General features: G+C 60.6%; 8 protein-coding genes. 5 read left to right on the top strand and 3 right to left on the bottom strand.

Features of this window, described 5'->3' with window-relative positions; all coding sequences use genetic code 11:
• Positions 1 to 805: 805 nt before the first annotated feature.
• On the bottom strand, positions 806 to 1,279 hold the full coding sequence (locus tag ACPS74_RS08035; RefSeq protein ID WP_347372349.1) for a DUF2267 domain-containing protein: 474 nt from the start codon (positions 1,277 to 1,279) through the stop codon (positions 806 to 808).
• A gap of 448 nt (positions 1,280 to 1,727) precedes the next feature.
• Here ACPS74_RS08035 and ACPS74_RS08030 point away from each other — a divergent pair, with 448 nt between their 5' ends.
• From ACPS74_RS08030 to ACPS74_RS08010, 5 genes are all read left to right on the top strand, one after another.
• On the top strand, positions 1,728 to 2,765 hold the full coding sequence (locus tag ACPS74_RS08030) for a sulfate ABC transporter substrate-binding protein (RefSeq protein WP_370646266.1): 1,038 nt from the start codon (positions 1,728 to 1,730) through the stop codon (positions 2,763 to 2,765).
• Positions 2,762 to 3,625, top strand: coding sequence for a sulfate ABC transporter permease subunit CysT (cysT, locus tag ACPS74_RS08025; RefSeq protein ID WP_029649895.1), 864 nt, complete (start codon positions 2,762 to 2,764; stop codon positions 3,623 to 3,625). Before ACPS74_RS08030 ends, cysT begins: the two co-directional genes overlap by 4 nt.
• Complete coding sequence (gene cysW / locus ACPS74_RS08020) at positions 3,618 to 4,508, top strand: sulfate ABC transporter permease subunit CysW (RefSeq protein WP_029649897.1); 891 nt, start codon at positions 3,618 to 3,620, stop codon at positions 4,506 to 4,508. The genes cysT and cysW overlap by 8 nt, the downstream gene beginning before the upstream one ends.
• Entirely contained in the window at positions 4,471 to 5,598 is a 1,128-nt protein-coding gene (locus ACPS74_RS08015; protein ID WP_239753825.1) for a sulfate/molybdate ABC transporter ATP-binding protein, read from the top strand. Before cysW ends, ACPS74_RS08015 begins: the two co-directional genes overlap by 38 nt.
• A gap of 200 nt (positions 5,599 to 5,798) precedes the next feature.
• Entirely contained in the window at positions 5,799 to 8,318 is a 2,520-nt protein-coding gene (locus ACPS74_RS08010) for an alginate export family protein (protein ID WP_425622397.1), read from the top strand.
• A 188-nt stretch (positions 8,319 to 8,506) separates the two neighbouring features.
• Here ACPS74_RS08010 and ACPS74_RS08005 read toward each other — a convergent pair whose 3' ends face one another.
• The gene (locus tag ACPS74_RS08005) at positions 8,507 to 10,099 is read right to left on the bottom strand and encodes a PepSY domain-containing protein (RefSeq protein ID WP_029648591.1); all 1,593 of its coding nucleotides are present in this window, start codon (positions 10,097 to 10,099) and stop codon (positions 8,507 to 8,509) included.
• Positions 10,100 to 10,111: 12 nt separating this feature from the next.
• The gene (locus ACPS74_RS08000) at positions 10,112 to 12,337 is read right to left on the bottom strand and encodes a carboxypeptidase-like regulatory domain-containing protein (RefSeq protein WP_029648592.1); all 2,226 of its coding nucleotides are present in this window, start codon (positions 12,335 to 12,337) and stop codon (positions 10,112 to 10,114) included.
• Between the last annotated feature and the right edge of the window lie 120 nt (positions 12,338 to 12,457).

The raw sequence follows: 12,457 nt of genomic DNA, 5'->3' as shown, positions 1-12,457 counted from the left end.
ACACCTAGAAGTTCCATCGATATTTGCAGTTTATCTTGGAAAAAACATGGCCCTTCGATCCTATGTGGATAACCTCGGCGATGAGAGGTTAACGTCGTTGGTGAAGTGCAAATGAGAAATTATGGAACGATTCCGAATTATGAACTTTGGATGAATGTAAGACGCCTTCTTGTATTCGATCAAAGTACAATGATAGCTAATAAGCTGAGCGCTCTACCTGGTAAAATGGGGAAAAAGCATGAAATGTCGTGGGGTTAGCCTGATTTCGTCGGTGTTTGTCTCATTGGCGGTCCTAAGTCCGACTTCCCTTGTGGCTCAAGGAGATATGGGCCCGATCGGGACCGTGGTCTTGGAGAACATGGTGCGGGAGCAAAATCCGCCTGGGATTGGCGATGAGACATTCAGACCACGGCCGTCTTACAGATACGGAAGCTGCAAGACTCACAAGATGCGCAGTTGCCGGCGTGGATTTCGCTCGAGCAAAGCTCATTAACGCTCCTGTTCGGGCAAGATGCGTCGTTTTACACGCGAGTTATTTTGCTAAACAGGCGCTCGATCTCGCCCTGCGCGCGTCCGGCATGGGCGGGAGGCCGCCTCTACAGAGATTTTCAGGAGGACGGCGAGCGCGCAAACCGACAATGCCTGAACGTGGATATGGCGTCGTGTTGATTTGTCGAAACGGCGCGCGAGCCTGTGCGCCAACCTTTGATCAAGGACTGTTTATCTTGGCGCGCCCCCCGGCGGCTTGCGCGGGCGCGCCTCGGCGCGGGCGATTCGCGCCTCGCACTTTACTGAGACGCGCCAATCACGACTTCGGCCATAGAAATTGCGATAGGCCGGGAATCGAATCAGTCATGCTTCGCAGCTTCTCTCTGCCGATAACCTGCTCCGCGCCGCCGAAGATCTCTCTGGCGAGCCTTTGAAGCTGGTCGGGAGAGAGACCCAGGCTCGTCAATCGAGCCGTCAGCGCAAGGACGTCGCCCTTCGCGCCGCCCACCAGGCCGCCGACCCCTCCGAGCACGCCGCCGAGCAGACCACGCCGCGGCGCCGCCGCCGCGTCCCTGATCGCGGCTTCAGCGCCGGGAATTTTCTCGATCAGCTCGTCGGCAGGGCCGTTCGGATGGCGCTTCTGGAGGAAGCCAAAAATGTGACCGACGGCGAGTCTCGCGACCGCAGGCGCGATGCCGACTGACGCCGCGATATGCGCGACCCATTCGTCCATATTCGGCCCCCCCATGAGCGTCCGGATTGCGAAGTTGACAAAGCGGATTGTCGACATGGCGCAGCCTGAGTCTGTGCGTTATGTCGTCTAGGACAGCACTCTAAAGGGCCTTGGGCTTCGGGTGGAGCCGTGATGCGGGACAAAGACGTTGCTTGTCCGATATCGCATTTCGGGTCGGAAACGCTTCCTCGCGATCGGTCGATTCGGACATTTGACGCCGGAGCAGGCGAGGGGGCTGGCTTAGGCCGTTCTGGCCGATGTGCGTCACGATCGTGACCCCGTACAAGAACGTCGGGGAAGCGAGCGGCAATCACTGTCGATGAACTGGCGAGGAGATTTCTCGCCGAGCACGTCGGCCCGAAGCGGAAGGGCACGACCGCGGCTCATTACCCGAAAATTATGTGCCCAGACAATAGCTTCGATAACAACGCCATATTCCTTTCGGGATACCTTGCACTATCATGATACTCATGTTATCGAATTTATAGACTATGGAGGGTGATGAATGGGCGGGCGTTTTGAAAAAAGCCTTGGCTTTGGGATTTCCGTTGGCTTGGTTGCGCTTACGATGCTGGCGAGCGCGCATTCTCAGGCGGGCCAGACGTTCCTGAACGTCTCCTATGACCCGACGCGCGAACTCTACAAGGCGATCAATCCGGCCTTCGCGGCGGACTGGAAGGCCAGGACTGGCGAAACCATCGAAATTCAGGCGTCGCATGGCGGGTCAGGCGCGCAGGCGCGCGCGGTGATCGAGGGGCTGAACGCCGATGTCGTGACGCTGGCGCTCGCCGCCGACATTGACGCGATCGCCAGCAAGAGCGGCAAGATTCCGGTCGATTGGCAAAAGCGCCGACCGAATAACTCGTCGCCCTATACGTCGACGATCGTGTTTCTTGTCCGCAAGGGCAATCCGAAAGCCGTCAAGGATTGGGACGATCTGGCGAAGCCCGGCGTCGCGGTGATCACGCCCAACCCGAAGACGTCCGGCGGCGCGCGCTGGAATTATCTTGCGGCCTGGGGCTACGGGCTGAAGAAATTCGGCGGCGACGAAGCCAAGACCAAGGATTTCGTCAAGGCGATTTACAAGAACGCCCCGGTCATGGACACAGGCGCGAGAGGCTCGACGATCACCTTCGCCCAGCGCGGCATCGGCGACGTGCTCCTCGCATGGGAGAACGAAGCCTTCCTTGCGCTGAAGGAATTCGGCGCTGACAAGTTCGAGATCGTGACGCCGCCGCAGTCCATTCTGGCGGAGCCGCCGGTCGCCGTCGTTGACGCCAACGCCGACGCCAAAGGCAACAGGCAGCTCGCGGAAGCCTATCTCGACTTTCTCTATTCGCCTGCGGCGCAGGCGATCATCGCACGCAATTTCTATCGTCCCGTTCATCCCGAATATGCGGCGAAGGACGACGTAAAGAAATTCGCCAAGATCGAATTCATCACCGTCGATAAAAGTTTCGGCGGCTGGGCGGCGGCGCAAAAGAAGCATTTCGCCGACGGCGGCATTTTCGACGACATCCAGAAACAAGAGCTGACAAGGTGACCTCCCCGAGCCTTGTCGGCAAAAACGCTCGGCGCTTCGCGGCGCCGAGCGTCATTCCAGGCTTCGGCCTGACCTTCGGCTATACGCTGATCTATCTTGGCGTGATCGTCCTCTTTCCGCTCGCCACGCTCATCTGGTGGTCGTCGGGATTGGGATTTTCCGGGCTCTACGCGATCGCCTCGGAGCCGCGCGTCGCCGCGTCGCTGCGCACGACCTTCTTCATCTCCTTCGCCGCCGCGGTCGTCGATCTGTTCTTTGGCCTCATCGTCGCCTGGGTGCTCACAAGATACGATTTTCCCGGCCGTCGACTGCTCGACGCGTTCGTCGATCTGCCCTTCGCGCTGCCGACGGCGGTCGCCGGCATTTCGCTTGCGGCGCTGTATTCGCCCAATGGCTGGTTTGGCGCGCCGCTCGCCGACTACGACATCAAGATCGCCTTTACCCGCTGGGGCATTCTGGTCGCGCTGATCTTCATCGGACTGCCGTTCGTCGTGCGCACGGTGCAGCCGATTATTTCCGAGCTCGAAGCGGAACTGGAGGAAGCCTCCGCCACGCTCGGCGCGGGCAGGCTGCAAACCGTCATCCGTGTGATGCTGCCGCCCCTGGCGCCGGCGCTGCTCACCGGCTTCGCGCTCGCCTTCGCCAGATCCATTGGCGAATATGGCTCGGTGATCTTCATCGCCGGCAATATCGCTTACGTCTCTGAGATCGCGCCGCTGCTCATCGTCGTGAAGCTTGAACAATATGACGTCCCGGGCGCGACCGGAATCGCAACGATCATGCTGGCGATTTCTTTCGCCGCGCTGCTGCTCATCAATCTGGTCCAGGCATGGAGCCGCAGGAGATTCGGCCATGTCTGAGATGGCGGTCACGTCCAGCGGCCGCAGTCGCGGCGTCAAATTCCGGCCGGTTACGCACGACTCGTCGTTCGCGCGCTATACGCTTATTGCGACCGCGGTGCTGTTTCTCGCTCTCTTCCTTTTTGCGCCGCTGGCCATCGTCTTCGTCGAAGCCTTCAGCAAAGGGATCGGCCCTTTTCTGACTGCGTTCGGCGATCCAGACGCGCGCGCCGCGATCCGTTTGACGCTTCTTGTCGCGGCGATTTCCGTTCCGGCGAATCTTGTGTTCGGGCTCGCGGCGTCCTGGTCGATCGCCAAATTTTCCTTTCCCGGCAAGAGCGTTCTGATCACGCTGATCGATCTTCCGTTCTCCGTCTCGCCGGTCGTCGCCGGCCTCGTCTATGTTCTCGTGTTCGGGGGCCAGGGCCTCTTCGGCCCGTGGCTCGCGGCTCACGGCGTGCAGATCATCTTTGCCGTGCCCGGCATCGTGCTGGCGACCATCTTCGTCACTTTTCCTTTCGTTGCGCGCGAACTCATTCCGTTGATGGAGGAGCAGGGCAAGATCGAGGAGGAAGCGGCGCTCACGCTCGGCGCCTCCGGCTTCAAGACTTTTCTCACCGTGACGCTGCCCAACATTAAATGGGGCCTGCTGTACGGCGTGCTGCTGTGTAACGCCCGCGCCATGGGCGAATTCGGCGCCGTTTCGGTCGTATCGGGCCACATTCGCGGCTTGACCAACACAATTCCGCTTCAGGTGGAGATACTCTACAATGAGTACAATAATGTCGCCGCTTTCGCGCTCGCGGTCCTTCTTGCAGGCTTGGCGCTCGTCACACTCGGGCTCAAGACGTTCCTCGAATGGCGTCATGCTGACGCGCTCTCCGGACGCGCTCGCCGCCACTGAGGGAAGTAAGCGCGGAACTTCCATTCGCATCGAGGGGGTCGAGCAGGATTTCGGCGCCTTTCCGGCTTTGCGCGACGTCAGCCTCGACATTCAGCCTGGCGAACTCGTCGCGCTGCTTGGACCCTCAGGCTCCGGCAAGACGACGTTGCTGCGGGTGATCGCGGGCCTCAATTCTCCCGATCGCGGCCGCATCCTTTTCGACGGCGAGAACGCGACCAATCTGCCCGTGCAGGACCGCCATGTCGGCATGGTGTTTCAGAACTATGCGCTCTTCAAACATATGACCGTCGCCGACAATATCGCCTACGGTCTGAGAGTTCGTCCCAGACGCACGCGTCCCTCGCGGGCGGCGATCAAGGCGCGCGTTGCGGAGCTTCTGCAGTTCGTGCAGCTCGACGGACTCGGCGGCCGCTATCCGGCGCAGCTCTCCGGCGGCCAGCGTCAGCGCGTCGCCCTGGCGCGCGCGCTCGCCATCGAACCGCGCGTGCTGCTGCTCGACGAGCCCTTCGGCGCGCTTGACGCGCGCGTGCGCAAGGATTTGCGCCGCTGGCTGCGCGACATTCACAAGCAAACGGGATTGACGACGGTCTTCGTCACGCATGATCAGGATGAGGCGATGGAGCTTGCGGATCGCGTCGTCGTGCTCAACGAAGGCCGCATCGAACAGATTGGGACGCCTGAAGAGCTCTACGACCGCCCGGCTTCGCCCTTCGTCATTTCCTTCGTTGGCGAAGCGGTCGCCTTGCCGGTCACCATCGCTGGCGGCCATGTGACGTTCGGCGGACGCGAATTGCACATTGATACGCATGGCTTGCGCAGCGGACCGGCGAGGGTGTTCTTCCGGCCCGCCGACATCGCCGTCGCCGCTGAAGGGAACGGCGATCTTGAAGGCCGCGTCGAGAGCCTGCGACGCACGCCTGCCGGCGTTCGCGCCACGATCGCCATCGACGGCTACGATCAAACGCTCGAAATCGACTCGCCGCTCGAACGCTCGGCTTCGCTCGGCGGCCGCGTGCCCCTGTCGCTGGTGAATGCGCGCATCTTTGCGGCGGACAAGAACGACTATGTCGACGCGGGTGATGGAATTTAGGACCGTCCATCTTTTCGTCGCCACTCTGAATGTCGCCTTAATGCAACAGTTGGTCGGAATCTAATTTAACACTCTACAAAATCAATAGAGTGCATTGACTAACTCTGGAGTATCGAGTTCCGTAGCTAGGTCGGAGCCGTTCATTCTCTTGAAGCGGGGGACGATTCCGAAGAACAGACTGCGGAAGTGAGGGTTCGGGAATGACGCTTATGCACCACAAGTGGTTGAGGCCCGCCATCGCGAGCGCACTTGCGATCTCCGCAAGTTTGGCGTCAGCCCAGGAGAACAGCGTCGCTCCGAAGCCCGCGAAAGCAGGCGGTTCGAATATTGCCCCCGCGAATGATGGCGGCGGCAAGGGCGAGGCGTCAAAGGGAATTAAGCCCGGCACCGCGGGGGCGCCGGCGGCGCCGCTGGAGAAGAAGAGCTACTATGTGCCAACGCGCGGCTATCGTTTGGAGCCGCAGCCCGACATTCCGCCTTATGTGCGAAATCTGGCGAAGACCTACAAGGAATTCGAAGGCATCGACTGGCTGAACGTCGGCCTCGATTCGCGCGTGCGTTTTGAATATCGCAAGGACGATTATCGGCCGTGGACGAGCACGACGACCGATCCGCCGACGTCGCAGCGCAAGTATTTTCCCAACTCGCTTTGGCTGTCGCGCACGCGGGCGTATCTGGGCGTGCAGAACATTCTCGATCCCTTTCGATTCGTCGTCGAGTTTCAGGACTCGCGCGCCTACAACAGCATCTATCAATATCAGGGCCAGGAGATCAATCAGACGGAGCTCATTTCGGGCTATGGCGAACTGTTTTTCAAGGACGCCTTCGGCAAGGACGATCTCGGCAATGATCGGCCTCTAACGCTTCGCGCCGGACGCTTTCACCTCGAACTGCTTGACCGCCGCCTGATCGCCGAGAATGAGTTCCGCAACACGACCAACAATTTTGATGGTTTCCGGATCAAAATCGGCAAGAAGGATAATGACTGGGACATCGACAGTTTCCTGATGCGGCCGGTCATTCGTTATCCATATCAGTTCGACCGACCTGACTGGCAGAACTGGATCTACGGCAGCGTGTTCAGCATCCGCCGCTGGTCGGAATATGCGACGATCCAGCCTTATTTCTTGGGCCGCAAGCAATATGGGGATCCGCTCAACGTCTCGAACGCGCTGAAGTTTCATCGCGACACTTATGCGCCTGGCCTGCGCGTCTATGGCGTGATCAACAACTTTGATTACGACTTCGACATCAACAAGCAGTTTGGCGAAACCGGCGAATTCCGCCAGTTCAGGAATGTTCAGAACGCCGTGCAGACGACGGTGCAGCACGACGCCATCGCCTATGCGTTCGAGGCGGGCTACACATTTTCAGAGCACCCGTGGAAGCCGCGGATCAGCGCCAATTACGCCTATGGCTCAGGCAACAAGAGCCCCTACGACAGCACCAATCAGACCTTCGACATTTTTTACGGCTTCAATCAGCCGTTCTCGCGCAACGACTATATCGCCTGGAACAATGTGAAGGCGCCCAAGGCGCGCTTGGAATTTTCGCCGTTCAAAAATCTCCAGATCGACACGGCGTTCAGCGCCTATTGGCTGGCGAGCGCGGCGGCGGCCTGGGACCGCGCCAATCTGTTTGCGCCGCTTGGCAACAGAGGCACGTTCATTGGCACGGAATATGATCTGCGCATCCGCTACAAACTAAATCAGTTCATTAATCTGACCGCGAGCTACGCGCGCTTCTGGCCAGGTTCGTTCACGTCGAGCTTCGCGCCGCCGGTCGCGCTGCAGCCGTTCTTCCCGCAATCTTTTTCCGGACAGACCACGACCACGAATGGCCTGACCGGGCGGCCGACCGACTTCTTCTATCTGGAAGTCACCGCCAATGCCTTTGGCGACGGCAATCCGATCACCAAGCCGCCGGGCTCGGACTTTCTCGCTCTCTTCTCGCCTGAGGGGCCTCCGCCGCGGCCTGCGCCGCCGCCAAGCTGGTCGGACGTTTACGTGGGCCTCAACGGCGGCGGAGCTTGGTCGAGCCCGCGATCGTTCGTGCAGCCCTGGCCCTTCGGCGCAGCCGCCGCGAGTCCGGCCGTGGCTGTTAGCGCGACGCCGATCGACCAGACAAACCATCTCGCCGGCTTCATCGGCGGTTTCCAGATTGGCGCCAATTGGAAGTTCTTCAACAGCTTCTTGGCCGGCGCCGAGGCGGATCTGCACGGCGTTTCGGGCAACACCGACACGCGGTGGCAAGCGACCCTCGCGCAGGGGGGAGGCAATAGCTTCGCCACTTATGCGCAGCGCACCGCGACCCTCAATTATCTGGGAACGATCCGTGGCCGACTGGGCTATCTCGTCACCCCGACGCTCGCCGTCTATGGCACGGGCGGCATGGCCTATGGCGGCGTGACCTCCAACGCCGCGATCTTTACCCGCCGCATTGGCGGCACGAACCAGACGCTCGTCAATCCCGTCTATCAGGACAGCTTGATCGGCTGGACGGCGGGCGGCGGCGCGGAATGGATGTTTACGCCCGAGTGGAGCGTTAAGATCGACTATCTTCGCTACGATCTCGGCGCCGCTCAAGGGTCCAATTTCGCGGCGCAGACGAACGGCTTTTACGCCTATGGCGCGTCAAGCTCGACGCGCTTCAATGGCAACCTCATCCATGCCGGCGTTAACCGCCACTTCGATCTGCTGAGTTTGGCGGAGAACAAATAGGAGTGAAAAGAGTCTCCTAACAGCGCTCGTTTCTTCGAGGAGCGTTTCTTTTTGGCGGACCGGCGAAACGCCCGCGTTGATAGACCAGCGCGGGCGTTTTGCTTTGCGCTTGGTCAATGTTGTGGCGTCACGCCATTAAAGAAATGGCGCATCCATTTTTCCACTCGCAGACGGGGTCGCCGCTCGCCCTATCGAGCCTCGCCGATCTGCAACGAAGCAGCTTTTTTGATTATCCCGGCGACCGCGCCAGCGGAAATCGTTCGCCGCAACCGCCGCCAGCCAAGAACGACGGCGCTCGCGGCGAGCGCGAGCCCGAGCGCGATCCATGTCGCCATCCATCCATACCAAACGACGCGATGGTGGAAGAAGCCGAAATCCCAATGATGGACCGCCGAATATAACCACCGATAGGCGCGCCGACTCGCGTGGACGCGCGCGAGCAGTCGCCCGTCCAACGGATCGATATAGAGCGACGTGCGCCCCGCGTCGTCGAGATCGACACGCACGACGGGCAACGGCTTTTCGGACAGGCCCTGGCGATGTCCCGGGAAATAGTAGCTGTCGTAAGCGCTCAACAACTCATGAGACGCGATCTTGGTCTCGCCGCCCATACGTTGCGCCGCGGCCAGCAGCGCGTCGTCGTCGAAGCGTGACTTTGTTTGCGCCAATGTCAGCGCTTGACGCGCTCCATCGCGCCCATAGGCGACAAGCACGGCCTCATTCCCGAGGCGACCCCAACCGAGCTCCACGACATTTGCGTCGATTGCGAGCAATGCATCCGGTTTCCATTGCGCGACGATTTGAGGCAAATCCGATCCCAGATAGCGCGTAAGCTCTTCGCGGTTCGCTGTTTCGGGCGAAAAGATCTGCCATGGATTGGTGGAAAGATACCCGCTGATGGCCCAGAGCGCGGCGAAGGAACCACCGATCAGCCCCGCCCAGAAGTGATATTTGAACCAGAATTCGCGATAGGGCTGTGTGCGCCCACGGGCGTAGGTCGGCCTGCCAAAGAAGCCGGGGCGCCAGCGAATCCAGCCGAGGATGAGTCCGGTGAGCGCGCCGGTCGCGGCGAAGAAGCTGACCCACGACAGCGCGGTGCGGCGATATTCGCCGGCTCCGAACAAGTCGAGCCAACGGAAGAGATGCAGCCAGGCGCCGACGTACGCAAAGGCGCGCTGCGTCCGCGTCGCGACCTGCGTGACTTCCCCGCTGCGCGCCGAGACAATCACATTCGTCCCCGAACCGTCCGCCAAAGCGAAATGATGAAATGGCTTGAGCGCCTGGGCGTTGCGCACGCCAACGGGCGAATCGCTCGTGTCGATGTATTTCAGCGGGATGGCGAGGCGGCCGTCCTGACGAATCCAATCGCGGGCGATGCGTTGCGCGCGCTCGATCGAGAATTCCTCGACGCCGCCGTCACGGGCGGAAATCGCGAAGCGCCGCCCACGATCGTCTTCGGTCAACCAGAAAGGCGCGCCGTCGATGCGCGCGAGACGGGCGTCGACGATAATGCCGTCGGGCGGGGCCTTCGCATGATCATCATCGCGGCCTTGCATCGGCATCGCCCCTTTTGCGCGTGCGGAGGCGCTAAGCCGCAATGCGTCGCCAAGCGACAGCCAGCCATCTTCCGGCGTGAGGCTTGCGCCATGAGCGAGCTGATCGGCGCGGCCGATCGATGGTGAACCGAAAAAGGCGATGATCGAACCTGACGCAAACCAGAACAACATGAAGAGCGCCAGAACGACCCCGATCCAGCGGTGAAGGAACGTCAGCAGGTTCATGATCTGTCGGCCTCAATGCGCGAGTGGGGAAGGGCGCAATTGAAAATTCACCACCAGCGGACTCGAATAGGTTTCGATCGACTTTCCCGGCGCGCCGGGCGCGGGCGCGTCGATCGCTTCGATGTGATAGGGCGTGCGATTGCCAGAGGTCGCCCACAGGCCGCGTCCTTTCCAGCCAGCGGCGGGATCGTCCACGCGTCCGTCAATGCCCTTCGCGTAAAAGCCCATTGGATAGGGAACGCGCAGTTCGACGATCTGTCCCTGCACGAGCGCGTGCAGCGAATCGGACTGATTGCCAGTGGCGAAGGGCGTGTTGGCGCCGAGCCCTAGAATGTCGTGCTGATCGACCCAAGCGTAATAGGGCGTCTCTGCGGCGCCGGGCGCGCCAGCGAACCCCGGACCCGGAAGCGGGTAAAAGGACCAGCCCTCTGGACATTTCTCGCCCCTTTCGGCGCCGGCGCCATTGAGCGGAGCCCTGCACTTGCGTCGATCGAAGCTCGCTAGATGGCCGCTGCCGAGCGCCGCCCAGAACACGCCGTCGCGATCGAGGTCGGCGCCCCGAATGCCATAGCCAGGCAAAGGCACTTTGTAGATTTCCGTGAGCGCGGTTTCCGGCGGATTCGCGCCGAGCGAGATGCGCACGGCGTAGCCCGGATGTGTGAGATTGGAGCCCCATATGGAACCGTCCAGCGGACTCACAGACACGCTGTAAAGTCCGTATGGGACACGCGTGTCTTTCGTCGGATCGGCGGACTTGCCGGGTTCGTTGAAATCTTCGGAGCGTTTGCGGTCGCCATTGGTGTCGACGATGAGCGCCGTCCAGCCCTGCGCCTGCGCGGCGTCGCCGGTCTGCCAGAACTTCTTAGTGTTTACCCAGCCTAGGATGGCGAGTTCACCCTGGCCGACATTATTGAGAAAGAGCGTATTATTCGCATCCTCGGCGAAGTTCAAATGATGCGAGCCAAAACATGTGTCGATGAAGGACCATTTTTTGGTCTTAGGATCATAGACGGAAACCTGTCGGGCATTGCCGACGAAACCCTCTGGTTTAGCGGTCAGCGGATAAAGTTGCGCCGAACGAATTGGAGAATTCTTGGTACAGTAGTCAGGTGTGTTTTTGGGGGCGCGCGTTTGAGCGGCAAAGTAGATGCGCCCCTCTGCATCCATCGTCGGCGTATGCGCATTGAACTTGCTGTTCCATAGCGCCTCCTTCCCGAAATATGGCGAGGGCTCGATCACGGGATTGGCGAGTAGGGAACTCGGCGTATCAGCGTCGCGCACTTGCGCCGCCAGCAACGATTTCGTGTTATTGACGGGATCGAGCACAGGAACATCGTCGCTGCCGAGTTCCGTTGCGCCGTAGATCAAACCATATGGATTGACAGTGGGCTTGCGCTTGTCGGTGAGCGCGATGTCGTGAAGATAATGTTTGGGACTGCCGAAGTCGCGCACTGTTACGACGATATTGCGCTCGACGCCCGAAGGGCGCGCGGGAGTCTCATGCGGCAATTCGCCGGCCGCGATGCGGTCGGTCCAATCGGCGAAAAGCGCGAGCTGGCCGCCTTCCGCGGAGTCGAGTCGCGATATGCCATTTATCATGGCGGTTCCCGCCTGTCCCGATTGCAGGCGTCGGCGCCAGGCGTCAACGGATGAATCGAAATGCCCGAGCGGCGCGGGGAGTGTGCGCGTCGCGACATTGCCGAGCTGATGGCACGGGCCGCAGCCGTTCGTTTTGACGAGATCGAGCCACTGCTCCTGCGTCTTGAAATTTTCCGGCACGCCATTGCCGGAGGCGCCTGTGCCGGGGAATTTTTCAGCCCCAGGAACTTTGAGCAGCGAGAGCCAATAGATCGGCGGATAATATTGCGCGGCGGCGGCGAGATTGGGCGCGGCGATGGCGCTCAGATTGACGCTTTGTCCGGGCTCGGCCGCGATCTTCGGCGAGTCGACGAGCCCATAGCCACGCACCCATAGGCGATATTTGGCTTTCGGAAGGTCGGGGAGGACATAGCGGCCCTGGTCGTCGGTGACGACGATCTTGGCGAAGCGCGTGCCAAAGTCCGTCGTCTCTGCAACGACCCAGACGCCGGCCTCCGGGCCATCGCGGCTCGAGACGACGCCGGCGATGTCGTCGGCATCTATCCCGATGGCTTGATCCTCACGCGTTTGTGACGATGCGTCCAAAGTTGAAAAGAGAAAAGAGGCTGTCGCGGCCGCCAAGAGCGCTCTTACGTTCATTTATCTTGCCTCGCGGTACAGCTTTTGGCCTGCGTCGACGACATCCTGCGGTCAGTCCGTTGCGCCAGGGAAGGACGAGCGCGTTTCCGCTGAGCGGACATAGTGCGCGGCTATTTGAGG

The sequence above is a fragment of the Methylocystis sp. SB2 genome, assembly GCF_049817085.1.
In the GTDB taxonomy this organism is placed as follows: Bacteria; Pseudomonadota; Alphaproteobacteria; order Rhizobiales; family Beijerinckiaceae; genus Methylocystis; species Methylocystis rosea.
This window is presented reverse-complemented; position numbering and strand designations above follow the sequence as displayed.